The following is a 23,290-nucleotide window of genomic DNA, read 5'->3' as shown; positions in this document are numbered from 1 at the left end:
ACAGGCCCCCCGACGGGCCGTGTGTGTCACGAGAGGTGTCGGGAACCACAGGCCCGGTGTTACCAGCCGGAACAGTTCTGTGATCTGAACCGCGACGTGTAAACACGAAGCCTTCTCGCAGCGATAAGGCCCTTTTCTCCGCCGCGACGACGACCACTTTGACGATCCGGCAAATGTCTTTGCGTTCGGGGCGCGCCACCGGTCACGGTGAGGGCGTGGACGACGGCTTCGAACCGGTAGTGGCAGCGCTGGGACCACGGCTGCGTGAGTTGCGCCGACGTAGTGGCAGGACGCTGGCCGAGCTTTCGGCCGGAACAGCGATTCCGGTCAGCACCCTGTCGCGGCTCGAGTCCGGGCAGCGCAAACCCGGACTCGAACAGTTGCTGGCACTCGCCCGGGCCTACCGGATTCCGCTGGACGAACTGATCGGCGCCCCGGCGAGCGGTGACCCCCGCGTCTATCCACAACCGTTCACACGCGACGGCATGACCGTCATCCCGCTGACTCGCAATCCGGGTGGCCTGCAGGTATTCCGCCAGATCCTGCCCGCCGGAGGCGGTCACCGCGAGCCGGCGCCGCGCTCGCACGAGGGTTACCACTGGCTGTATGTGCTCGACGGCCGGTTGCGCGTGGTGCTCGGCGACCACGACCTGATACTCGGCACCGGCGAGGTCGCCGAATTCGACACCCACCTTCCGCACTGGTTCGGCAACGCCGACGCCCGCCCGGTGGAATTCCTGAGCATCCTCGGTCCCCAGGGCGAACGTTTCCACCTGCGAGCGCGCTACCGCCCGAACTGAATTCGCCAGGCGCGGCGGATCGGTGAATCGCTCGTACCATGGCGTCATGCCTGTCCAGCCGGTGTCGCTGGCCGGTGCCGCGATGGATGTCGCGGTGCCGGCGGGGCGGGGTATGCCGGGAGTGAGTATGGCCGGGTTCCGCGGCAGAGCCGGGGAATCGGTCGCGTTGCAGATGATTCCGTATCCGGCGCTGACGGTTTTCATCGATGTCGGTGACGCGCTGGTCGTGGACGGTGAACGCACGGGCGGAGCTCTGGTGGTCGGCCTGCCTCGCGGCGCGCTGCGGGGATCGGGCCGCGGGGTCGACCTGCTGCAGATCCGGCTCTCACCCGTGATCGCCCACGCGGTGCTCGGTGCGGGTGCGGAACTGAACGGCATGGTGGTCGGGCTCGGCGAACTGTGGGGTGGTGAAGCCGTGCGAATCCAGGAGCAACTGCGGGCCACGCGGTCGTGGGATACGCGCTTCGCGCTCGCGCACGCCGCATTGGCCCGGCGACTCGCCACCGGTCCGGAGCTGGATCCGGAGGTCGAATTCGTTTGGCGGCGAATGGCATACAGCCACGGCCGGGCCCGGATCGAACCGCTGGCGGCCGAGGTCGGCTGGAGCCGTCAGCGGCTGTGGTCGCGCTTTCGCGCCCAGATCGGGATCACGCCCAAACAGTGCGCCCGCCTGGTCCGGTTCGACCACGTGGCCCATCGCCTCGCCGCCGGCCACCGCCCCGCTCGGGTCGCCGCCGACGCCGGTTTCGTCGATCAGTCCCATCTCCATCGCGACATCGTCGACTTCGCGGGAATGACCTCCGCTGCCGTCGCGGCCGCACCATGGCTCTCGGTCGACCACATCGCCTGGCCGCGGCGACTGACCGCTACCCGCGAGCCATGTCCACGAAGCGGCTGAGGTGGAGCTGATGGGCGACGGTGATCGTCGCGGTGGGCCCGTTTCGGTGTTTGCCGAGGATCAGGTCGGCCTCGCCGCCGCGCGGGTCGTCGCGTTCGAACGCGTCGGGGCGGTGCAGCAGGATCACCATGTCGGCGTCCTGCTCCAAACTTCCCGATTCACGCAAATCCGACACCATGGGGCGCTTGTCCGTTCGCTGTTCCGGACCACGGTTCAGCTGACTGATCGCGACCACCGGAACTTCCAGTTCCTTGGCCAGGAGCTTCAGGCTTCGGGAGAATTCCGAGACTTCCTGCTGGCGGGATTCGACCTTCTTACCGGAGGTCATCAGCTGCAGGTAGTCCACCACGACGAGCCGCAGATCGTGGCGCTGCTTGAGGCGGCGCGCCTTCGCTCGGATCTCCATCATGGTCAGGTTCGGCGAATCGTCGACGAACAGCGGCGCCTCACTGATCTCACTCATCCGCCGCGCGAGCTTGGTCCAGTCGTCGTCGCTCATCCGCCCGGCACGCATATCCCCGAGCTTGATCTTCGCCTCCGCCGACAGCAGACGCATCACGATCTCGGTCTTACTCATTTCCAGCGAGAAGATAACGCTCGCCAAGCCGTGCTTGATCGAGCAACTCCGCATGAAATCCATTCCGAGGGTGGAATTGTGCGTGGGGACCATCGAGCGCCCGGCCAGGTAGAGGTGGTCGGGATTGTCGACCTCGACGCAGCGGACCGGGACGCTGGGGATAGGCCGGATGTCGACGATGAACCGTGAGTTCGACCGCGCGGTCCCGGTCGCACCCCGACGCCGCTTGTGCAGCAGATTCTTTCGGCTCAGGCCGAATACCTCGTCGTCGGTCGCGAACGTGAGGGTGTACGCCACCGAACTGTCCGCGGTGCGTCCGCGAACGCTCTTGCTCGATCGGTGGCATCGATATCCGAGGCTGACGATCAGTTCTTCGACATCGGAGACCAATCGTTCGTTCGTCACCGCAAATTGCACGGAACCGCCGTGGGTCACCGTGCCGTCGGTATCGAGCAGTCCGGCCAGCAGCGCTCGCCGCTGCGCTTCGGAGGCTCGCAGATAGGCGGTCGGGATGTGCTTGTTCCCCAGAACACCGATGGTGCGCAACCGTGCCTGCACCGTGCCTGTGGCATTGCGGCAGCCCTGGCACGTCCGCAGACCCGTGGAAGGCCGGCCGCATTGCGGGCAGGTCGGCCGCGGCGAGCGGGCGGACACGAATCGCGACTTGCCACCGCAGGATCGGCCGCAGGTCTTCACCTCGGAGGTGAAGGGCACGAACTCGGCTCCGCACACGACGCAGTTGCGAGGAGAAATGGGAGCGGGATCGGGCAATTGCAGGCTGTAGCGCAACTCGGCACTTGCCGACGGCACCGCAACCAGCCCCTCGTTCTCGATGCGCAGCACGATTTCTGGGTCTGCGGTGGTCAGCTGGGCTGAGGCAGAGGTGCCGTCGCCCAGCCAGGCGCCCAAGGTATATGGCGGAACGAGCAGGTCACGCTCCGGCAGCTGAAGGGGCGCCGCATTGGTGACCGAGTGGTTGAGGCGCGCGTCCGCGGTCGTACAGCGAAGTGTTCCGGCGATATCGGCGGTCGTCCGAACCTCGGCGAATGTCCGCTGGTTCCGGTACCGGTTGTAGCCCGTCGCGGCTTGCTGCGCCGAGCGCCGTGAGGCGCGTGTCTCGGTCAGCCATCGATGTTCGGCGTCTGCGACGATCACCGTGCCGTCGGAGAATTCCACCTCGTAGCAAGGGCGTTCGTGCATCGTCTCGGTCGCTGCTACGACGCGGGTCGGTCGTCCGTGAGCGTCGAGCAGTTCGTCTCCGACCGCCACCTCGCCCATGGTCGTCCAGCCATCCGGGGTGGGTAGCGGGGTATCGAGTGCGAGCGCCTTACCAACTCCGGGTCGAGCCGCGACGATGATCATCTGGCCGGGGTGCAGGCCGTTGGTGACCTCGTCTAGTTCGGTGAAGCCGGTCGGTACGCCGAGGGAGATGCCGCCGCGGCTGGCGATGGAGTCGATTTCGTCCATCGTGGGCTGGAGCAGTTCCTCCAGGGGCAGGAAGTCCTCGGTGGACCGGCGTTCGGTGACCTCGTAGATCTCGGCCTGGGCGCGGTCGACGACCTCGGCGACGTCCTGGCCCTCGGAGCCGGCGTAGCCGAATTGGACGATGCGCGTGCCGGCTTCGACCAGGCGCCGCAGAATCGCCTTCTCCGCAACGATTTCGGCGTAGTAGGAGGCGTTGGCCGCCGTCGGCACGGTTTGGGTCAGGGTGACCAGATACGGCGCGCCGCCGATGCGTTTGAGTTCGCCGCGGCGATCCAGGGTGGCGGCGACGGTGACCGGGTCCGCGGGTTCGCCACGGCCGTAGAGGTCGAGAATCGCGTCGTAGACGGCCTGGTGCGCCGGGCGGTAGAAGTCGCCGGGACGGATGACCTCGACGACGTCGGCGATGGCGTCCTTGCTGAGCAACATGCCGCCCAGAACCGACTGCTCCGCGGCCATATCGTGCGGCGGCTGCCGACCGAAATCCTCGCCGGGCTGATCGTTGTAGTCCGAGTGCCCGCGATCGTCGACGACTGCCACTCGACCGTCCTCTCTCATCGCACCCGGCCTGATCCCACCCGGCTTCGACCCTATTGATGACTTGTTGTACGCCCGGGTACCGACACGTCGGAACATGGCACACCGGACGTCGGCGCGGCCACCACATGATCGGAAATCCGCTGTAGCTAACGATGTCTCGCAGCGAGAACCGCGGCGTTCCCGGCGCGTGATGACGGCGCCTGGAAGAACCTAAGGGACCGAGTTGGGGATCGCCAAACCGTCCTGTGGAAACAACTGTGGATAAACTGGGCACAGTTCACCCGCTGTTGTGTAGGTCTTGTGCATCAACTGGGGATAACCCGGTATGCGCAGTGGCTATGACCAGGTGGAACCACGTTTTTTCGATTTCCCACATGTGGATCGAAATCCCGTCGGCGTGTCATTCAAGATGAACAGCCGGGCGTGTTGGGTAAACACCGCTCTCTCGCGCTATGGCGCAGATCACATTCCAGAAGGTCGGTTCGGCTACTTGTCCACAAATCCCCAGGAGCTGGGTAAAAAGTGCGCACGATGCGTCGGCGACGAGATCCGGTGCCTACCGTCACCATCTAGCAAATCTTTCGCAACTCTATCGTGTCGGATCCGATCCCGCCCCGAAATGCGACAAGAGCCGTTGACGGGCCTGTCCGGCCCGGCGAACGCGCGCAGGCGAAGACCATCCCCGCAGTGACTACGGGGATGGTCTTCGAAGAACTGTGATCCACCGTCCGGAGCGAGCACATCGGCGAACCGATGCGGGACCCCGCCGGACGGCGGAGCGGATATCACTCCGCGGCAGCAACCTGCAGATCGAACTTGGCAATCACGTCGGGGTGCAGGTGCACGGTGACGTTGTGCTTGCCGGTGCTCTTGATGTGCGACTTCGGCAGCTCGATGCTGCGCTTGTCGAGCACCGGGCCGCCGGCGGCCTTGACCGCACCGGCGACGTCGGCGGTGGTGACCGAACCGAACAGCTTGCCGGTGCCGGCGGTCTTCACCGACAGGGACACGCCCTCCAGGCCCTCGATCGCGGCCTTGAGCTCCTTGGCGTGGTCCAGGTCGCGCACGCGGCGAGCGTCCTGCGCCCGGCGGATGCCCTCGACCTGCTTCTCGGCACCGCGGGTGGCGACGATCGCCAGGCCGCGCGGCAGCAGGTAGTTGCGGCCGTAGCCGTCCTTGACCTCCACGGTGTCGCCGGGCGCACCGAGGTTGTCCACATCAGCAGTCAGAATCAGCTTCATCGTCTGCCTCCCGTTCTCAGCGAGCCGTGGACACGTAGGGCAGCAGCGCAACCTCGCGAGAGTTCTTCACCGCGACGGCGATGTCCCGCTGGTGCTGCACGCAGTTGCCGGTGACGCGGCGGGCGCGGATCTTGCCGCGGTCGCTGACGAACTTGCGCAGCAACGCCGTGTCCTTGTAGTCGATGACGGCCCCGGTGCCCGAGCCGTCCTTCTTGGCTTTCTTGTCGTCCTTGCAGAACGCGCAAGCCTTCTTCTTCAGCACCTTTTCGCGTGCCGGTGCTTTGGCCATGGGTCTTCACTCCGTTTGCCTGGGAGCCGCATAGCGCGGGCCCCGATATGTGAGCCGTTCAGAACGGCGGTTCGTCGTCCATCTGGCCGCCTCCGAAGGAGCCGGCCGCGGGAGCGCTGCCCCACGGATCGTCGCCGGCGGAACCCTGTCCGCCGCGACTGCCACCGTTGGAGCCGCCGAAGCCCCCACCAGTGCCGCCGGAATTGCCGCCGAAACCACCGCCGCCGCCACCGCCGCGCGAGGTCTTGTTGACCTTCGCGGTCGCGTAGCGCAGGGAGGGACCGACCTCGTCGACCTCGAGTTCCACGACCGTGCGCTTCTCACCCTCGCGGGTTTCGTAGGAGCGCTGCTTGAGCCGTCCGCTCACGATCACGCGAGCGCCTCGGGTCAGACTCTCGGCGACATTCTCCGCGGCCTCACGCCAAATGTTGCAGCGCAGGAACAGTGCCTCGCCGTCTTTCCATTCGTTGGCGTTGCGGTCGAACACCCGGGGAGTCGAAGCGACGGTGAAATTGGCCACCGCCGCGCCCGCGGGCGTGAATCGAAGTTCCGGATCTGCCGTCAAATTGCCGATGACGGTGATTACGGTGTCGCCTGCCATGGTTCCTCCTGGTCTCCGGTGCGATCAGCTGTGCACTCGCCTGTTGCGCTAGAGCCTAAGGCCAGGCAACGACAAGTGCGGTTTGCTTTCCGGCAGGTATGCCAGGGACCTTACTTCTTGTCCTGCCGCAGCACCTTGGTGCGCAACACCGACTCGTTCAGGCCCAGCTGACGGTCGAGCTCGCTGACCGTGGCCGGCTCGGCGGTCAGGTCGACGACGGCGTAGATGCCCTCGGCGCGCTTCTCGATTTCGTAGGCCAGCCGGCGGCGGCCCCAGAGGTCGACCTTGTCGATCTTGCCGCCCTGCTGCGAGACCACACTGAGCATCTTGTCCAAGTTCGGACCGACAGTGCGCTCGTCCAGGTTCGGATCGAGGATGACCATCACTTCGTAATGACGCACGGGAACCCATCACCTCCTGTGGACTGTGAACGGCCACGGACTTTCCGTGGCAGGAGGGGTCGTTGCGTCAGCAACCCGACAAGGCTACATGAACGGCCGGTCCGGACCCGAATCCGGGGCACCGGGTGCGAAATGGGTCTCCTTCCCGGGGAATAACGCCGTCCGCGGGGTAGCCCACCTATCGTGGTGCACATGCCGATTCGATCCGCCGATCGTGGAAACTCCGGCGGTGGCGACGGCGTGGCTGCGGAGGTGGCCGCGTGGCCGATGCCGTAGTCCGGGCGCGCGCCACCGGCCGGGTCGCGGCCGCGGCCGCGGTGCTGGCCTGCGCGGTGACGCTGATCTTCGCCTATCTCAACAAGGCCCGCTGCGCGGGCGCGCCGTTCGACGGCGACGGGCGCAGTCTGATCTTCGACCGCATCAAGGATGCCGAGGTCTGCTATTCGGACATCCAGTTCCTCTGGCTCGGCCGCGGCATCGACGAGCATCTGTTTCCGTACGTCGGCGGCGGCATCACCCCCGACGGCACGCTGACCGGTGGCGCCGTGGAATATCCGGTGCTAAGCGGACTGCTGATGTGGCTCGGCGCGGCCGGGGTGCACGACGACGCCGGCTTCCTGCTGCACTCGGCCCTGCTGCTGGCGCCGTTCGCCCTGCTGACCGCCTGGATGCTGGGCCGGATGTCGGGAGCCGTCGCGCTGCTGTGGTCGGTGGGCCCGCCGCTGGTGCTCTACGCCTTCCACAACTGGGAACTCCCGGTGGTGTGCACGGCGGTCGGCGCGGTCTACGTGATGACGACGCTGACTCGATATTCGTTGCGCACCAGGGGAATTGTCGCGGCGGTCCTGCTGGGCATCGGGTTCTGCCTGAAGTTGTATCCAGGGATCTTCGTGCTGCCGCTGATGCTCCACATATTTCTCGGCGAGCCGGACCTCGGCGAGCCGCGGCCGGATACCCCCCGCCGCGGCTACGACCCGGGCGGTGCGCTCGCGGCCGCGGGTGCGGCGATCGCGACGGTGGCGGCGATCAACCTGCCCTTCGCGCTGCTCGGCTACGACGGCTGGCGGGCCTCGTTCATTTTTCAGCAGATGCGCCAGGCCGACATCACCACCAACTCCGTCTGGTACTGGGGACTGCGGCCGATGTTCGCGCAGGGGCAGAGCGGGGAGGCGTCGTTCCAGGACGTCGTGGCGACGGCCTCGCCGATCCTGGTGGTCGTCTCGTTCGCGCTGGCTATCTGGTTGGGGTGGAAGCGTTTTCCCGCACTCGGCTACTACCCGTGGGTGGGCGTGAGCGCGGCGATGCTGTGTGGATTCCTGCTGTTCCACAAGGTGCACTCACCGCAGTACACGCTGTGGATACTGCCGTTCTTCGTCCTGCTCGAGGTGCCGTGGGCGGCGATCGGCGCCTATCTGCTGGCCGATCTGGCGCTCGGCATCGGGGTCTTCCGCTACTTCCATGCCCTGGGCAGCGGGACGGGTGCGGACTTCTACGAGAAGCTCGTGCAGTTCGGGGTGTGGGGACGCGCGATACTGCTGGTGTTCTTCTTCTTCGCGTTCGTCCGCGCCCGGCCGCGCGGATATCGGCCGATGGTGTCGCCGGTGACACGCGAACTCGTTCCCGCGCGGTGACTTACGGCTTGCCGTGGCGAGCGCGGAACGACGCGCTCTTGGCGCGGTTGCCGCACAGCGTCATATCGCACCAGCGTCGCGAGCCCGCGCGGGAGGTGTCGAGGTAGAGGCGTGTGCAGGTGTCGCGGCCGCATTGTTTGATCCGATCGCGATCGGGTCCGCCGAGAAGTTCGATCGCCTCGGTCGCGATCCGGGCGAGGGCGTGATCGCAATCGCCGCGCCGGGTCACGCCGGTGTCGGCACGCAGGGCGATCGAGGGTTTCGGCCCGTCGGCGATCCGATTCACCAGCACGCGGTCGGCATCGCGCCACGGCTCGCCGACGCTCGTGGCCAGGGCCAGGCGGTACACCGCTTCGCGCAGTTCGACCGCCCGCGCGAGCGCGGCCGCGTCGCACTGTGCCGCGGAGTCCAGTAGTCCGGCCGCGATCAGCCATTCGTCGAGTGCGGCGGGAGCCGTCAGCAGATCGATGAAACCGGCGTTGCGCTCCTGGACCGTGCCGGCGAAATCCAGGGCCAGGTTGCCGCTGACGAAGGTGAACACCTCCCCATCGTAACCCCCTTGACAGGTTAGTTGTGCCGATGTCAGGGTTGATAACCAGTTGAAGCGGTTACTTGGGAGGCGTCGTGCGGAACCGACTGATGGAGACGGCCGCGCCCGCGGCCTTCGTCGTGATGTGGAGTAGCGCGTTCATCGCCGGCGTCATCGGCGTCGGCTCGGCGCCGCCGATGGTGGTGCTGTTCGCACGCTTCGCCTTCGCCGGGGTGGCCTTGGCCGCGTATGCCGTTGCCGTGCGGGCGACATGGCCGCGTGGCCGGGAACTACTGCATGTCGCCGTCGCCGGCTTGCTCATGCAAATGGTGCAGTTCGGGGCCTTCTACACGGCCATGGCCGATCATGTGTCCGCGGCGGTGATCTCCCTGGTACAGGGATTGAATCCGGTGGTGATCGCACTGTTCGCCGGGACCGTGCTCGGGGAGTCGGTCACCGTGCGGCAATGGATCGGATTCGGTGTCGGCGGCATCGGGGTCGGACTGGCCGTCTTCGATCAATCCCATTTCTCCGCAACGGGTGTGGTGCTGTGTGTGCTCGGTCTGCTGGGCCTGAGTCTCGGCACGGTCCATCAGAAGCGTTTCGCGCCGCAGGTCGACCCTCGCACCAATACCGCTGTGCACGTTCTGGTCAGCGCGCCGGTGGCCGGAATCTTCATGCTCGCGAGCGGCAGTACCCATATCGCCGATCCCCTTCGGTTCGCCGGCTCGCTGGTGTGGATGGTGGCGATCAACGCCGTCGCGTGCTTCCTGTTGCTGAACGCCATGCTGCGGCGCTGGGACGCCACCCGTGTCGGCAAGCTGTTCTTCGTCACCCCGCTGGTCACGGCGGTGCTGGCCTGGCTGCTGATCGCACAACCGTTGCGCCCGCCGACGATTGCGGGCCTCGGCGTCGGCCTGATCGGGATGGTGCTGGCCTCGCTGCGGTCCGGAACCCGGCGGGATGCCGCGCCGGCCGGGGAGCCGACATCGCCGGTACCCGGCGGTGTCCGGGAGCATCGGGCGGGCGTGGCCGCCTGACGTGCGGGCGCGCCCGACCGGGCGTTACTGCGGCTCGCCCTGCGCCGCGCTGATCACGCCGTCGAGCACGTCCCTGGTGCGGACCAAATCCTTGATGCACGTCTCGATGCGCTTGCGTTCGGCGGCAAGGGTTTCCGTGAGCCACGGTGTCGCGGTCGCCGCGGGCGTGCCGTCGGTGTCGTTGATGCACGGGAGCAGTTCGGCGATGGTGCGGCTGTGCAATCCCGCGGCGAACATCTCCTGAATGCGAACGACACGGTCCACGGCCTGCTCACGGTATTCGCGCTGACCGCCGGAGGTCCGGGTCGAGGCGAGCAGACCCTGGCTCTCGTAGTACCGCAACGACCGCACGCTGACGCCCGTGCGTCGTGCCAGTTCACCGATGCGCACCGGTTTCTCCTTGCACCTCACATTGATGTCAGGTTCTACGGTACGCGCATGCTGTTGCTGACCGACTATCACGCACACCACCTGCATCTGCCCAATCGTGTCGTGATGGCGCCGATGACTCGGCTGCGCTCCCGTCCCGACGGTTCACCCACCGCCGATGTGGCGACCTACTACGCCCAGCGTGCGGAGGCCGGACTCATTGTCACCGAGGGCATCTGGCCGCATTCCAGCGGGCAGAGCGAGGCGTGGGTGCCGGGCCTGGCTATTGAGACGCACATCGCCGAATGGCGCCGGGTCACCGACGCCGTCCACGGCGCGGGCGGCCGGATCTTCGCCCAGCTCATGCACGGTGGCCGGTGGGGCCATCCGCTCGCCCGGATCGACGGCACCCTGCCGGCCGGTCCGTCCGCGGTGCCGGCATCCGATCCGGTCCACCTGCTCGACGGCGGGAAGGCCCCGGCGCCGCACCCCCGTGCCATGACCCGCGCCGAGATCGCACAGGCCGTCCAGCACTACGCCGATGCCGCCGCCAACGCGCTCGCCGCCGGATTCGACGGTGTCGAAATCCACGGGGCGAACAGCTATCTCGTTCATCAGTTCCTGGCCGACAACACCAATCTGCGCACCGACGAATACGGCGGCACGATCTCCAATCGCATGCGATTCGCACTCGAGGCCACCGATGCCGTTGCCGCGGTGGCGGGTTCGCATCGAGTCGGGATCCGGCTGTCCCCGGGTAATCCGCAGTTCGGGATGCGCGAGGCAGATCCGGCGCCGCTCTATCGCGCCCTGGTGGGTGAACTCGCCGGGAGAGATCTCGCCTATCTGCACCTCACCGACAACGACGACTATCCGGCGCTCGACGATCTGCGCCCGCGCTGGAACGGCACACTCATCGCCAATGTCGGCGAGAACCGCGCGCCGACCACACCGGCGGCGGCCGAGCGGGTACTCGCCGACGGCCGAGCGGATCTGGTGTCCTTCGGGCGCGCCTTCATCGCAAACCCCGATCTGGTGTCGCGGATTCGGCACGGGCGAGCGCCGGCACCGGTGCGCGAGGATGGTCTCTACGGCCGGGGACCGATCGGATACACGGACTACCCGTCCTGGACCGACCGCGACGAGTGGGTCGCTTGAACGGCGATCACAGCGCCGATGACCGCCCCGTTCGCATGCCGTCGGCTCGCTCATCTCGGGCTTCGTGGCATGCGTTGCGACGGGCATCGGCGTGTTCCATTGTCACAGAACCGCACCCGGTTCGGTGCCGGGGTTCCGGGATTACTGCCAGCGGGCCAGCAACCGGTTCGCCTCGGTGCTCAGTGCGCGTTGCAGGAAAGGCCCGAAACTGACTCGGGCAACACCCAATTCGGCGAACCACGCCCGATCGCCCTGATCCGGCAGACCGATGGCGTTGACGGGCAACGGAAGTTCGGCACAGAGCCGGCGCAGGATCTCCGGATCGCGCTGGCCCACCGGATACAGCACGTCGGCACCCGCGTCGGCCGCCAGCCGCATCCGCTCCAGCACCCGCTCCACGCGATCCGGGGTGTTCTGGTCCTCGCGCAGGAACAGATCGGTGCGGGCGTTGACCACCACGTGCACACCGGCGGCATCGGCCGCCTGCCGCAGTCCGGCAACGAAGTCGGCGTGCTCGCTCGGATCACGCAGGCGGCCACCCTCGCTGTGCACCGAATCCTCGATGTTGAGGCCGACCGCGCCCGCCTCCAGCAGCCCGTCGATCAGTTGTGCCGGCTTCAGGCCGTAGCCGGATTCGATATCGACCGAGACGGGAATGTCCACGGCCGCGGTGATTTCGCGAACCCGGGCCATCGACTCGGGATAGGTCATCCCCTCCTGATCCGATTTGCCCAGCGAATCCGCCAGCGGATGGCTGCCGACGGTCAGTGCGGCGAAACCGGCCGCCTGCACCAGATTCGCCGACCACGCGTCCCAGACGGTCGGCAGAATCGCCGGGTCGCCGGGGCGGTGCAACTCGAGGAAGGTGGTCGCCTGCTCGCTCAATGCGGTCATGTGTCGATCCTGGCCCATGAGCGGGTGTTCGCGCCAGAGGCCGGATACGGCGCCCTGGGTTGCAGGGCCGACGGCAACCACGGCAGCGCCGGGTCCTGCGCGCGGTCCAGGATTCCGCCCACCGGATCGTCGGCGCCGTCGCTTCGCACGAGGTCCAGGTCGGGCCGGTAGATCTGGCGGACCACCAACGCGCACAGGCCCACGACCGCGAGGTCGCGGATCAGGACCGCGCTGGTGAACCACTGTTCGGGGACGCCCTTGTCCTCGGTGCCGAGGTAGTAGTACATGCGCGGGAACCACACCAGCGCGTCGATCGTCATCCATGCCAGCAGGATTCGCCGGTGCGGCAGGGCCAGCACCGCCAGCGGCACCAGCCACAGTGAATACTGCGGACTCCACACCTTGTTGGTCAGTAGGAACGCCGCCACCACCAGGAAGGCCAGCTGTGCCACCCGGGGCCGGCGGGCGGCGGTCAGCGCGATGTAGCCGATCACCGCGCAGGCGGCCGCGAACAACACCAGCGACACCGTATTCAGTGCGGTCGGAGTGTCGGAGGAGGCGAGTGGACCGTCGAACCCCTGCCAGCCGGTGAAGGAGGTGACCACGTTGTAGAGCGAATCCGGATCGGCATGGCGTTCACTGTTGAGCCGGAAGAATTCCCACCAGCCCTCGGTGAACGGCACGGCGATGGGCAGATTCACCGCCAGCCAGGCCAGCACCGCCGACACCACCGTCACCAGCGCCGCGCGCAGCGGGCTGATCCGCGCCCCGGCCAGATAGTCGCGCAGCGCGGCGATCACGTTGTTGCCGTTGCGCCGCAGCTGTTCTCGCAGGCCCGGCAAGCGGCCGCGGCCGTCGACGCGCAGGCACAGCACCACGATCGGGCCCAGCAGCAACAGCGGATACAGCTTGGCCGCACCGCCCAGCCCGAGCAGTATCCCGGCCAGGACCGGTCGCCGCCTGGCCCACGCCAGCAGGCCCGTGGCCGCGAAAGCCGTTGCCAGGGCGTCGAAATTGGTGAATATGTGCACGAGCACCAGCGGTGAGAGGGCCACCAGCGCGGCATCCCAGATGCGGCGGCCCGAGAGCATCGCCGACGCCCACACCGTCACCAGCCAGGCCAGTGCCAGTCCCACGGCGACGACGTTGAAATACACCACCACCGACAGCGCCTTCGGCAACGGCAGCGACATCCAGATGTTGGCGACCTCCATCGCCAGGTACTGGTAGAGGCCCGACAGCACCGGATACTCCATGTACCGGGTCTGCAGCTTGCCGTCGGGACCGACCTCGGTCCACTTCTTCTTGTAGGGGAACGCGCCCTCGTCGAGATGCTCGGCGCCGTAGAGCGGCACCGTATCCGAGTAGCACATGGCCACGTACTGGCGGCCGTTGTTCCAGTCGAGGGTGAGATGGCCCTCCGAGGTGGTCGTCTGCTGGATGCAGCCGGCCTTACCGGCCCAGCCGAAGGCGAGGAACACCACCGCGAAGGCCAGCAGGATGCGCAGCGGAGTCCAGAAGCGGGCCCGGCCGATCAGGGCGTGGTCGCCGACCGGGCCGCCGATCGTGCTGCTCAACTGCGCGGTCATCGAATCGGTGCGGCTGGGTTTGTCCCGGCGGGCCGCCGACCTCCGATCCGCCGCGAGGGGCGCCGCGGAAACGAAACCGGTGGCGGTCTCGACACCTTCGTCACCGAACGTCGAGGCCGCCACCGGCTGTTGTTCACTCACGCCACCCGAGGCTACCGGTGACTGTTGGTGTACCCGTCTCCTGTCCCGTCGGTACTGTTGCCGACGCCCGCACCCGGACGCTGGGACCGTGAATTGCCGCTGGTGTCACCGGAGTTGGAGGTGCTCGGTGACGTGCCGTCGGCGGGCGCCACCGGTTGCCCCGGCAGCGGCCCCGTGTCCTGCGACTGCGGCTGGTTCTGCTGCGGTTGTGAGCGCGGGTTCGGCTGGATGCCCGGCACCGGAATGGTGATGCCCGGCAGGATCTCGACCTGCGACGGCTTCACCACGACCGGCGGCTGATACTCCTGCTGTGTGGTGCTCGGCGCGGTGTAGGGCGCCGAGAAGGACGGCACACCGGCCTGACCGCCGATCGCGGCCGGCTTCGGGAAGTTCTCCTTCGGCGTCCCCTCGAGCGCGCCGTCCATGGTGTCCTTCCAGATATCCGACGGCAGGCCGGAGCCGTACATGATCGAGCCGCCGGGCGTCTTCAGCGCGACACCGTCCGCGGTACCCACCCAGACCGCTGTCGACAGCGACGGAGTGAAGCCGATCATCCACGCGTCCTTGTTCTGACCGGTGTCACCGAGCTGGGTCGTACCGGTCTTGGAGCCGGACAGCCGGCCGCCGGCCAGGCCGTGGTTGCGGGAGGATGCGGCGATCGGTTGCATAGCCGACGAGAGGTTGTCGGCGACCGCTGCGGAGATCCGCTGCTCCCCGGCGACCTGTCCGCGGTCGAGCAGCACCTGACCGTCGGCCGTGACGACCTTCTGCACGAAATGCGGCTTGTGATACACACCCGAGGCCGCGATGGTCGCGTACGCGGAGGCCATATCCAGCGGCCGCACCTGGTACTGACCCAGGATGATGCCGTTGTTGGGCCCGGAACCATCGGGTTCGGTCAGGGTCTGGCCCACACCCGGAATCGTGTCGGGGATGCCCATCCGATGCGCCATCGCCGCGATCTTGGCCGGGCCGTCCGGCATATCGAGTTCCATGCGGTAGAAGCTGGTGTTCAGCGACCGCTTGAGTGCCTCGGCGATGGTGCAGGTACCGCAGGTTTCGCCTTCGGCGTTGGTGATCTTGATGCCGTTGACGGTCAGATCGGAACTGTCGTACATCGTCGACAGCGGCTTGCCGAGTTCCAGATTCTCGGCCAGGCCGAAGACCTTGAAGGTCGAGCCGGACTGCAACCCGGCGTTGGCGAAGTCCCAGCCGGTCGCGTTGTCGCCACCGTAATAGGCGCGCACCGCACCGGATTTCGGATCGACCGAGACGACCGCGGTCCGGACCTCGTCGCGTTCACCCTGCATGTTCTTGTGCACGGAATCGATCGCCGCCTGCTGGGCCTTCTGATCGATCGTCGTGGTGATCTGCAGGCCCTCGGTGTTCAGCTGGGTATCGCTGATACCGGCCTCGGACAGCTCGCTGAGCACCTGCCGCTTGATCAAGCCGTTGGGGCCCGCGGTCTTGTTCTCGCTGTCGCTGTTGGCGCTGGACGGCAGGACCTTCGGATACACCATCTTGGCGCGTTCGGCGGCGGGTACGGAACCGGCCTTGACCATGCCGTCGAGGACGTAGTTCCAGCGCTGTTCGGCGCCCTTCGGGTTGTTCTCCGGGTCCAGGCCGTACGGCTGGTTGATGGTGGCGGCCAGCATCGCGCCCTCTTCGACCGTCAACTGTTCGACCGACTTGCCGAAGTAGGCCTTGGCCGCGGCGTCGATACCGAAGGTGCCGCGACCGAACGGAATCGTGTTCAGATACGCGGTGAGGATGTCGTCCTTACTCCACTGCCGCGCCATCTTCGCCGAGATCACCAGCTCGCGCATCTTGCGGCTCAGCGAATGCTGATTGCCGACCATCGCGTTCTTGACGTACTGCTGGGTGATCGTCGAACCACCACCGGCGGTGTCCTTGCCCATCAGGTTGTCGCGCGCGGCGCGGGCGAAACCGCTGATGGAGAAGCCCGGGTTGGAGTAGAAGTCCCGGTCCTCGGCCGCGATCACCGCATTGCGCACGTGCGGCGGGATCTGGTCGATGGTGACGTCGGTCCGGTTGCCTTCCGGCGGAACGATTCTGCTGATCTGCGTGGTGCCGTCGGAGGCCAGGATCGAGGCGACCTGAGGGGTTTTGAGGTCGCCCGGCTGGGGTATCGAGACCGTCGTGTACGCGATCAGGAAGACCGCGCTCGGCACCACGATGGCCAATGCCACCAGGACATAGATCACTCGGCGCACGATGCGCCACGGCGATTTCTTCTTGGTCTTCGGGCCCCTGCCCGCCGATCCACCCGGACCGTCACCGCCGCCGTTGCCCTTGCGCGGCGGCGGACCCGACGGGGGCGTACCTCCGGCGACCGCGCGGCGTCCGCCGGTGCCCGGACCGGATCCGGGGCGCGTCCCGGCGCCACCGGGAGCCGACCGGTTGGCCGCGGTCGAGCGCGGGCCGCGCTGCGCCATCGCCTCACCGAGGGTTCCGGCCGCGATCTTCTGGGTGGCCTGAGGTTTCTGCTCGCCCGGTTTGGCGATCTTCTGCGTTGCCCCCGCACCCGGACGCGATGCCGGGTTCGCGGGACGCCGCGGCGGGCCACCGGCCGGATTCGGCTGACCGCCGCGCACCGTGGGCTGCCCGCCCGTCCGTGGCGGGCCACCGGCCGGGCCGCGCATCGGCGGCGTGCGGTCACCGCCGGGCGGCGGCCCGGGGCGTCGCGGTGGGCCACCGGCCGGATTCGGCGGTCCGCCCGGCTGGCCGCCGCGGGGACCGCCCGGTCCCGGGGGCGGTGCCTGGCGACGCGGCGGTAGCGGCCGGGCGCCGGGCGGGTTGCCGCCTGCCGGACGCGGTGGTTGACCACCGGGTCCGGATTGCGGGCCGCGCGGGGGCCGACCGCCGTTCGGTCCATCGTCGTAAGGCGAAGTCACAGCCTGGATCTCCATAACTCGATACGGTCCGGATAGCTCGGTGCGGGCGTGCGCGGCCGTCGTCGGCCGGTATGGGAACCGCTCCACATATCAGTCGAGTGTGCCCGTCATTCGGCGGCAGTCCGACGAGCGCCGCCACCACGACGGCGCCGCGGTGCCGGGGTGTGCCCCAGCACATACGACTGCACCAGATGATTCCAACTACAGGTCCGGCACACCTCGACCACGTGCACCGAGAACTCTTCCCGAGTCTCGGCCAGCCGCACCAGTTCCTCGGGGGTTCGGGCCGAACCCGCGATCGGTCCCAATCCGTCGCCGTAGACCCACGAAACGAGCGTGAGCTGCTCTTTTCGGCAGATCGGACAGGTGACCTCGCTCCCCCGCCCGTGGAATTTCGCCGCACGCAGCAGGTACGGATTCGCATCACATACCTCGGCGACGTCCACACGGCCCGCATAGACATCGGCCAGCAGCGACCTGCGCCGGAGCGCATAGTCGACCACCTGCCGCTGAATTCGCACGGGTCCCAGAGTACTTGCGTCGGCGGGGACACGGCATGCCACCGAGAGAAGCCACACGTTCCTTTCCACTCACTATATCGGTCCGATATAGTTTGTAATCGCATCCATCGGTTAGGTCTGTTCAATACAGTCAGGAGGTGAGGCCCGTGCTCGAACTCGCGATTCTCGGGCTGCTCCTGGAGTCACCCATGCACGGCTACGAGCTGCGCAAACGGTTGACGGGCCTGTTGGGACCGTTCCGGGCCTTCTCCTACGGGTCGCTGTACCCGACGCTGCGGCGCATGCAGACCGACGGTCTGATCGCCGAGGAGAGTCCGGCCGGCGCGGTCACCCGCCGGGCCCGCCGGGTCTACCAACTGACCGAATCGGGTCGAGAGCGGTTCGGTGAACTGCTCGCCGATACCGGCCCGCAGAACTACACCGATGACGGCTTCGGCGTTCATCTCGCCTTCTTCAGCCGCACCCCCGCCGAGGCGCGGATGCGGATCCTCGAGGGCAGACGACGGCAGGTCGAGGAGCGCCGAGAAGGACTGCGGGAGGCGATCAAACGCGCCAGCGGAACACTGGATCGCTACACCCGCCAGCTCCATCAACTCGGTCTCGAATCAAGCGAGCGCGAAGTGCGCTGGCTCAACGAGTTGATTGCAGCGGAGCAATCAATGAAGGCGGCACCACAGAAAGAGGGAAATGTCGGCCATGAGTGATGTCAACCCGGCTGCCAATGAGATTCGCGTGGCCATCGTCGGCGTGGGCAACTGCGCCTCCTCGCTGGTCCAAGGCGTGCAGTACTACAAGGACGCAGACGAGAACTCGACTGTGCCCGGCCTCATGCACGTCAAGTTCGGCCAGTACCACGTGCGCGATGTGAAGTTCGTCGCCGCATTCGACGTCGACGCGAAGAAGGTCGGATTCGACCTGTCCGATGCGATCTTCGCCAGCGAGAACAACACCATCAAGATCTCCGACGTGCCGCCGACCGGCGTCACCGTCCAGCGGGGCCCGACCCTCGACGGCATCGGCAAGTACTACGCGCAGACCATCGAGCTCTCCGAGGCCGAGCCGGTCGACGTCGTGCAGACGCTGAAGGATGCCAAGGTCGACGTGCTGGTTTCGTACCTGCCCGTCGGTTCGGAAGATGCCGACAAGTTCTACGCGCAGTGTGCCATCGACGCCAACGTCGCATTCGTGAACGCGCTGCCCGTCTTCATCGCCTCCGACCCGGCCTGGGCGCAGAAGTTCGTCGACGCCGGCGTGCCGATCGTGGGTGACGACATCAAGTCTCAGGTCGGCGCGACCATCACCCACCGCGTGATGGCCAAGCTGTTCGAGGACCGCGGCGTGCAGCTGGACCGCACCATGCAGCTCAACGTCGGCGGCAACATGGACTTCAAGAACATGCTCGAGCGCGAGCGCCTGGAGTCCAAGAAGATCTCCAAGACCCAGGCGGTCACCAGCAACCTGAAGAAGGAGCTGGGCGCCAACGACGTGCACATCGGGCCGTCCGACCACGTCGGCTGGCTCGACGACCGCAAGTGGGCCTACGTGCGCCTCGAGGGCCGCGCCTTCGGTGACGTGCCGCTGAACCTGGAGTACAAGCTCGAGGTGTGGGACTCGCCGAACTCGGCCGGCATCATCATTGACGCCGTGCGCGCCGCCAAGATCGCCAAGGACCGCGGCATCGGCGGACCCGTCATCCCGGCCTCGGCCTACCTGATGAAGTCCCCGCCGAAGCAGCTCGCCGACGACGTCGCGCGCACCCAGCTGGAAGCGTTCATCATCGGCGCTGAGTAGTTCGGCCTCGCTTCGCTCGGCGGGTTCGCGGCCCCTAGGGCTCGCCGGCCGCGAACGGGACCTCCTCGAGGTCGGCCCGTGCGGGGTTGCGTCAGGCGCGAATGTCGCTGTGAATATCAGGCTTCGAAATCAGGCTGGGCCCCTGCGGAAATCGCGGGGGCCCAGCCTGATTCGTTGCTTTTCGTTCGGCGGTCAGTCGAGCGACACGTACACCTCGACGGAGGTGGGGCCGGTGTAGCGTTCGATCTCCGCGGTGTGGGAGCGGGTGATCGTGCCGGCGCTTTCGGCCTTGGCGACCTTGGCCCAGGCGGTGCGGAGCAGATCGTAGGGCTTGTCGGAGACGACGAATTTGGCATAGCGGCCCGCGGGAATGCGGGTGATCACGTCGCCGGTGTCGAGTTCGTCGAGTCCGCCGAGTTCGTAGCCGAGGACCGCGACGGCGTGGTCGTCCTGGCCGATGTAGGCCGCGACGCGCGGGACGTTCTTCTCCCGCGACAGATAGCGGTCCCAGGTGAAGTTCACCAGATCCAGATCTCGTGCGGTCACCTCGCGCCCGGCCAGCGGGACGGTGAGTCCCCCGACGAGGCTCGGTTCCAGGGTGACGATTTCGAAGTCCACGAGTCCCTACCTGTTCTCGCCGGAATCGGCTTGGGCCACACCGTTGTTCAACGCGTCGGTCAGCGGATCGCTCTGCAGGGCGACGAACACCTCGACCGTGCGCGCCTCCGGATAGTGCTCGAAATCGCCGGTGTAGGCCCGCACCAGCGCGCCGGCCGCTTCCAGATCCCAGACCGCGCGCCAGATCGAGACGATGGTGTCGCCCAGGTTGTCGCCGGTGCGCAGGAAGCGCGCGAACTTCGCCGCGGGGACGCGGGCCAGCACATCACCGGGCTGCAGATCGTCGAGGCTCTCGCACCGGTAGCCGACGATATGGGTCAGATAGGAACCGATCTCGGGCGCGTGGTCGACATATGCGGTCGCCGGCGGGCCGGGTAACCGGCGCGCCAGAGTTCGCTTCCACGCCTCTTCCACCTTCTGCCGGCGCGGTCCCTCGACCGCCAGCGCCGGGCTGCGTAGCACCGTGCCCGCCACCAGTGTCTCGTGGCGCTCCACCACTTCGAAATCCACCCGTGTCGCCCCTAATGTCTCGTGTTCAACCCCGTTCCACCCTATCGGCGTGTGCTGGATGATGGCCGGATTACTCCAATTCGTTTCATCACAGCGTGCCGGACCGGACCGTCATCCCGGAACCGGGACGGTCAGCCCCGGAAAGATCTCCACCTGCCGCGGCGGCGGGGGTGGTGGTGGCGGTGGCGGCGGAGCGGGCGGAATGACGATCACCGGCGGCGGCTGCTGCTCCGACTGCGACGGCGGTTGCAGGACGTCGAACGGCGCGTTCCCGGTCGGCTGCGGCGCCGCGGTCTGGGGCTCCGGCTCCGTGAACGGCCCCGCCGAATTCGGTGGCGGGGGTGCCGCGAACGGCCCGGCCGCGGCGCTCGGATCGGGATTGGCGAACTGCTCGACCGGAGTGCCGGCGAGCGCGCCGTCCATGGTGCGCTTCCAGATGTCGGACGGCAGCCCGGAGCCGTAGATCATGCCGCCGCCCGCCGTCCGGATCGGCTCCGGCTGATCGGTACCCACCCAGACCGCGGTGGACAGCGACGGGGTGAAACCGATCATCCAGGCGTCCTTGTTCTCGCCGGTGTCTCCGAGCTGCGTCGTCCCGGTCTTGGCCGCCGACGGACGCCCGGCCAGCGTGTGGCCGTTCGAATACGCCGGGATGGGCTGCATCGCCTTGGTGGCCGTATCGGTGATCCCGCGCGGGAAGCGCTGCTGCGGCGGCGGCAGCTGCCCGCCCCCGGGCGCCCCGCGATCGAGCAGTACCCGGCCGTCACCGGCCACCACTCGCTGCACGAAGTACGGCTGGTGATAGCTGCCCGACGCCGCGATGGTGGCATAGGCCGACGCCATATCGATGGGCCGCACCGAGTACACGCCGAGGACGACCGTCGGCGCCGGCTGCCCGTCGGGTTCCGACAGTGAGGTGCCCGGTACGCCCGGGATCTGCTGGGGGATACCGGCTTGGTGGGCGGCATCGGCCACCGCCCGGGGCCCGATGGCTTGGGTGAGCCGGATGAAACTGGTGTTCAGCGAACGCTTGTAGGCCTCGGCGAGACTGCAGGTTCCGCAGGATTCACCCTCGACGTTGGTCACCCGCACCCCGTTGACAACGACCGGCGAACTGTCCAGCTGGGACGTCAGCGTGAAGCCCTGCTGCAGCGCCGCCAGCACGGCGAAGGTCTTGAAGGAGGACCCGGTCTGCAGGGGAGCCTGGGCGAAGTCGTAGCCGACTCCGTCCTCGCCGCCGTAGTAGGCCCGGATCGCACCCGAACGCGGATCGATCGACACCACCGCACTGCGCAGCTGCGGCGGCTGGCCGTCGAGGGTGCGGTGCACCGCGTCCAGCGCGGCCTCCTGCCCTTTGGCGTCGATGGTCGTCGTGATCTGCAGCGCACCGGTGTTGATCTCTTGATCGCTGATCCCCGCCGCGCGCAACTCCTTCAGCACTTGGGTGCGGATCAGCCCGGCGGGGCCGCGGGCGGCGTCGTCGTCGGGTTTGGGTGCGGGCGCGATCGTCGGGAATTGCACCTTGTCGCGTTCGCCGAGTGTCAGCACGCCCATCCCGACCATGCCGTCGAGCACGTAGTTCCACCGGGCTTTCAGCTGGTCGAGGTGCGTCTCGGGGTCCAGGATCGACGGCGTGCGCACCACCGCCGCCAGCACCGCGCCCTCGGCCAGGGTCAGCTGCGAGACCGGTTTGTCGAAGTAGGCGCGCGCGGCCGCCGCGATCCCGTAGGCATCCCGGCCGTAGTAGATGGTGTTGAGGTACGCGGCGAGAATGTCGTCCTTACTCCACTGCCGCGCCATCTTCGCCGAGATCACCAGCTCCCGCATCTTGCGCGACAGGGTGCGCTCCGAGCTGAGGAAGGCGTTCTTGACGTACTGCTGGGTGATGGTGGATCCACCGCCCGCGTCGTCGCGGCCGAGCAGATTGTCGCGCGCCGCGCGCAGGAAGGCCGGCGCCGAGAATCCGGGATTGCGGTAGAAGTCGCGATCCTCGGCCGAAAGCATGGCGTCGCGCATGGTCTGCGGTACCTCCGACAGCGACACCGGCGTGCGATTGCCTTCGGGGGGAACGATTTTCGCCAGGACGGTCGTTCCGTCGGCGGCGGTGACGGTGGCGATCTGATTGGTCTGCACCGCACTCGGATCGGGTATCTCGGCGCTCCAGTACGCGAGCACCAACAGCAACGACGGAATCGCGACGAAGATCAGGAACAGGGCCAGCAGCAGACGCCGAATCCGCTGACCGCGTGTGCGCGGCGGGCGTTCGCGGGCGCCGGCCGGTTTCTCGCGGCGGCGGGGACGCCCGCTGTTCGGCCGGGACACACCGTCGAGCTGCTTCCACCCGGCAATCGAGGCATAAGGCGCCGTTTCCGGGCGGCCGCGCCGCGGTTTGCGGGTCGAGCTCACGATCATCTCCTCCCGGAGCGTCGGCGAACCAGCGAGAAACAACGATCCCGTCCAGCCTACGGGGCCGGTCGGTGGTCAACCAGAACAGCTAATACCCAGTAAATCGTGATCCCGCTCGAAAACCGGTCACGACCGGCCGACGGCGCATCGGTGTGAGCCGAATAACCACGTCGGCAACCGCACTCGCCGCCATGAAGCAGAGGCAGAACGCAACGTATTTCCGACACCGTGTCGACCGCCCGGTTGCCGGGACCGAAACGGATGAATTAGACATCCGACATGCATTTTGTGAAGTGAGGCACCAGCGGTCGTTCCGAATGGTAGCTCGACAAACTGCCTGGTAGCTTCC

General features: G+C 67.3%; 21 protein-coding genes. 7 read left to right on the top strand and 14 right to left on the bottom strand.

Going from position 1 to position 23,290, the window contains the following annotated elements:
• Window positions 1-173 precede the first annotated feature (173 nt).
• On the top strand, window positions 174-800 hold the full coding sequence (locus tag ACPCUW_RS07980) for a helix-turn-helix domain-containing protein (protein WP_305781007.1): 627 nt from the start codon (window positions 174-176) through the stop codon (window positions 798-800).
• 46 nt (window positions 801-846) lie between these two features.
• Complete coding sequence (locus ACPCUW_RS07975; RefSeq protein WP_423424147.1) at window positions 847-1,698, top strand: helix-turn-helix domain-containing protein; 852 nt, start codon at window positions 847-849, stop codon at window positions 1,696-1,698.
• Here ACPCUW_RS07975 and dnaB read toward each other — a convergent pair.
• The 5 genes from dnaB to rpsF all read right to left on the bottom strand — a co-directional run bounded on the left by dnaB (window position 1,667) and on the right by rpsF (window position 6,829).
• On the bottom strand, window positions 1,667-4,315 hold the full coding sequence (dnaB, locus tag ACPCUW_RS07970; protein WP_423424146.1) for a replicative DNA helicase: 2,649 nt from the start codon (window positions 4,313-4,315) through the stop codon (window positions 1,667-1,669). The two genes, ACPCUW_RS07975 and dnaB, sit on opposite strands and share 32 nt — an antisense overlap.
• Before the next feature lie 767 nt (window positions 4,316-5,082).
• Window positions 5,083-5,538: a 50S ribosomal protein L9 gene (gene rplI, locus ACPCUW_RS07965; protein ID WP_030514150.1), complete on the bottom strand. Its 456-nt coding sequence runs from the start codon at window positions 5,536-5,538 to the stop codon at window positions 5,083-5,085.
• A 16-nt stretch (window positions 5,539-5,554) separates the two neighbouring features.
• Entirely contained in the window at window positions 5,555-5,827 is a 273-nt protein-coding gene (rpsR, locus tag ACPCUW_RS07960) for a 30S ribosomal protein S18 (RefSeq protein ID WP_025353551.1), read from the bottom strand.
• Window positions 5,828-5,885: 58 nt separating this feature from the next.
• On the bottom strand, window positions 5,886-6,428 hold the full coding sequence (locus tag ACPCUW_RS07955; RefSeq protein WP_305781009.1) for a single-stranded DNA-binding protein: 543 nt from the start codon (window positions 6,426-6,428) through the stop codon (window positions 5,886-5,888).
• A 110-nt stretch (window positions 6,429-6,538) separates the two neighbouring features.
• Window positions 6,539-6,829 carry a 30S ribosomal protein S6 gene (rpsF, locus tag ACPCUW_RS07950; RefSeq protein WP_030514152.1) on the bottom strand — a complete coding sequence of 97 codons (291 nt, stop codon included), beginning with the start codon at window positions 6,827-6,829 and terminating at the stop codon, window positions 6,539-6,541.
• Window positions 6,830-7,089: 260 nt separating this feature from the next.
• On the opposite strand from rpsF, the gene ACPCUW_RS07945 reads away from it, so the two are divergent.
• Window positions 7,090-8,460: a hypothetical protein gene (locus ACPCUW_RS07945; RefSeq protein ID WP_423424145.1), complete on the top strand. Its 1,371-nt coding sequence runs from the start codon at window positions 7,090-7,092 to the stop codon at window positions 8,458-8,460.
• Between the two features lies 1 nt (window position 8,461).
• Here the strand turns inward: ACPCUW_RS07945 and ACPCUW_RS07940 are convergent, their stop codons facing one another.
• On the bottom strand, window positions 8,462-9,001 hold the full coding sequence (locus ACPCUW_RS07940) for a CGNR zinc finger domain-containing protein (RefSeq protein WP_063026064.1): 540 nt from the start codon (window positions 8,999-9,001) through the stop codon (window positions 8,462-8,464).
• Between the two features lie 83 nt (window positions 9,002-9,084).
• On the opposite strand from ACPCUW_RS07940, the gene ACPCUW_RS07935 reads away from it, so the two are divergent.
• Window positions 9,085-10,029 carry a DMT family transporter gene (locus tag ACPCUW_RS07935; RefSeq protein ID WP_423424144.1) on the top strand — a complete coding sequence of 315 codons (945 nt, stop codon included), beginning with the start codon at window positions 9,085-9,087 and terminating at the stop codon, window positions 10,027-10,029.
• A 24-nt stretch (window positions 10,030-10,053) separates the two neighbouring features.
• Here the strand turns inward: ACPCUW_RS07935 and ACPCUW_RS07930 are convergent, their stop codons facing one another.
• Complete coding sequence (locus ACPCUW_RS07930) at window positions 10,054-10,419, bottom strand: MerR family transcriptional regulator (RefSeq protein ID WP_423424143.1); 366 nt, start codon at window positions 10,417-10,419, stop codon at window positions 10,054-10,056.
• Window positions 10,420-10,467: 48 nt separating this feature from the next.
• Here ACPCUW_RS07930 and ACPCUW_RS07925 point away from each other — a divergent pair, with 48 nt between their 5' ends.
• Entirely contained in the window at window positions 10,468-11,556 is a 1,089-nt protein-coding gene (locus ACPCUW_RS07925) for an alkene reductase (protein ID WP_423424142.1), read from the top strand.
• 141 nt (window positions 11,557-11,697) lie between these two features.
• On the opposite strand, the gene ACPCUW_RS07920 is transcribed toward ACPCUW_RS07925, so the two are convergent.
• The 4 genes from ACPCUW_RS07920 to ACPCUW_RS07905 all read right to left on the bottom strand — a co-directional run bounded on the left by ACPCUW_RS07920 (window position 11,698) and on the right by ACPCUW_RS07905 (window position 17,616).
• Window positions 11,698-12,450, bottom strand: a complete 753-nt coding sequence (locus ACPCUW_RS07920; RefSeq protein ID WP_423424141.1) for an isocitrate lyase/PEP mutase family protein — start codon at window positions 12,448-12,450, stop codon at window positions 11,698-11,700.
• The gene (locus ACPCUW_RS07915) at window positions 12,447-14,162 is read right to left on the bottom strand and encodes a glycosyltransferase family 87 protein (protein ID WP_423424258.1); all 1,716 of its coding nucleotides are present in this window, start codon (window positions 14,160-14,162) and stop codon (window positions 12,447-12,449) included. Before ACPCUW_RS07915 ends, ACPCUW_RS07920 begins: the two co-directional genes overlap by 4 nt.
• 29 nt (window positions 14,163-14,191) lie before the next feature.
• On the bottom strand, window positions 14,192-16,843 hold the full coding sequence (locus ACPCUW_RS07910; RefSeq protein WP_423424140.1) for a transglycosylase domain-containing protein: 2,652 nt from the start codon (window positions 16,841-16,843) through the stop codon (window positions 14,192-14,194).
• A 359-nt stretch (window positions 16,844-17,202) separates the two neighbouring features.
• A complete protein-coding gene (locus ACPCUW_RS07905) occupies window positions 17,203-17,616 on the bottom strand; it encodes a DUF5318 domain-containing protein (protein WP_030514161.1) in 414 nt (137 codons plus the stop codon).
• A 146-nt stretch (window positions 17,617-17,762) separates the two neighbouring features.
• On the opposite strand from ACPCUW_RS07905, the gene ACPCUW_RS07900 reads away from it, so the two are divergent.
• Window positions 17,763-18,320: a PadR family transcriptional regulator gene (locus ACPCUW_RS07900; protein ID WP_036507131.1), complete on the top strand. Its 558-nt coding sequence runs from the start codon at window positions 17,763-17,765 to the stop codon at window positions 18,318-18,320.
• Window positions 18,313-19,407, top strand: a complete 1,095-nt coding sequence (locus tag ACPCUW_RS07895) for an inositol-3-phosphate synthase (RefSeq protein ID WP_063011596.1) — start codon at window positions 18,313-18,315, stop codon at window positions 19,405-19,407. Before ACPCUW_RS07900 ends, ACPCUW_RS07895 begins: the two co-directional genes overlap by 8 nt.
• 192 nt (window positions 19,408-19,599) lie before the next feature.
• Here the strand turns inward: ACPCUW_RS07895 and ACPCUW_RS07890 are convergent, their stop codons facing one another.
• The 3 genes from ACPCUW_RS07890 to ACPCUW_RS07880 form a co-directional block, all read right to left on the bottom strand.
• Window positions 19,600-20,025, bottom strand: a complete 426-nt coding sequence (locus ACPCUW_RS07890) for a GyrI-like domain-containing protein (protein ID WP_030514164.1) — start codon at window positions 20,023-20,025, stop codon at window positions 19,600-19,602.
• Between the two features lie 6 nt (window positions 20,026-20,031).
• Window positions 20,032-20,535 carry a GyrI-like domain-containing protein gene (locus tag ACPCUW_RS07885; RefSeq protein ID WP_063011594.1) on the bottom strand — a complete coding sequence of 168 codons (504 nt, stop codon included), beginning with the start codon at window positions 20,533-20,535 and terminating at the stop codon, window positions 20,032-20,034.
• A gap of 111 nt (window positions 20,536-20,646) precedes the next feature.
• A complete protein-coding gene (locus ACPCUW_RS07880) occupies window positions 20,647-22,947 on the bottom strand; it encodes a transglycosylase domain-containing protein (RefSeq protein ID WP_423424139.1) in 2,301 nt (766 codons plus the stop codon).
• Window positions 22,948-23,290 lie beyond the last annotated feature (343 nt).

The sequence above is a fragment of the Nocardia sp. AB354 genome, assembly GCF_049538315.1.
GTDB classification, from domain to species: domain Bacteria; phylum Actinomycetota; class Actinomycetes; order Mycobacteriales; family Mycobacteriaceae; genus Nocardia; species Nocardia nova.
The sequence above is the reverse complement of the archived record's forward strand: the minus strand, read 5'-3'. Positions and strand labels throughout refer to the sequence as shown.

Excerpts from the sequence above, each read along its gene's own strand:
- ACPCUW_RS07910 (WP_423424140.1), bottom strand. The coding sequence starts at position 16,843 with ATGCGCGGCCCGGCCGGTGGCCCGCCACGGACGGGCGGGCAGCCCACG.
- ACPCUW_RS07975 (WP_423424147.1), top strand. The coding sequence starts at position 847 with ATGCCTGTCCAGCCGGTGTCGCTGGCCGGTGCCGCGATGGATGTCGCG.
- rpsR (WP_025353551.1), bottom strand. The coding sequence starts at position 5,827 with ATGGCCAAAGCACCGGCACGCGAAAAGGTGCTGAAGAAGAAGGCTTGC.
- ACPCUW_RS07925 (WP_423424142.1), top strand. The coding sequence starts at position 10,468 with ATGCTGTTGCTGACCGACTATCACGCACACCACCTGCATCTGCCCAAT.
- ACPCUW_RS07880 (WP_423424139.1), bottom strand. The coding sequence starts at position 22,947 with ATGATCGTGAGCTCGACCCGCAAACCGCGGCGCGGCCGCCCGGAAACG.
- rplI (WP_030514150.1), bottom strand. The coding sequence starts at position 5,538 with ATGAAGCTGATTCTGACTGCTGATGTGGACAACCTCGGTGCGCCCGGC.
- ACPCUW_RS07920 (WP_423424141.1), bottom strand. The coding sequence starts at position 12,450 with ATGACCGCATTGAGCGAGCAGGCGACCACCTTCCTCGAGTTGCACCGC.
- dnaB (WP_423424146.1), bottom strand. The coding sequence starts at position 4,315 with ATGAGAGAGGACGGTCGAGTGGCAGTCGTCGACGATCGCGGGCACTCG.
- ACPCUW_RS07980 (WP_305781007.1), top strand. The coding sequence starts at position 174 with ATGTCTTTGCGTTCGGGGCGCGCCACCGGTCACGGTGAGGGCGTGGAC.
- ACPCUW_RS07895 (WP_063011596.1), top strand. The coding sequence starts at position 18,313 with ATGAGTGATGTCAACCCGGCTGCCAATGAGATTCGCGTGGCCATCGTC.
- ACPCUW_RS07955 (WP_305781009.1), bottom strand. The coding sequence starts at position 6,428 with ATGGCAGGCGACACCGTAATCACCGTCATCGGCAATTTGACGGCAGAT.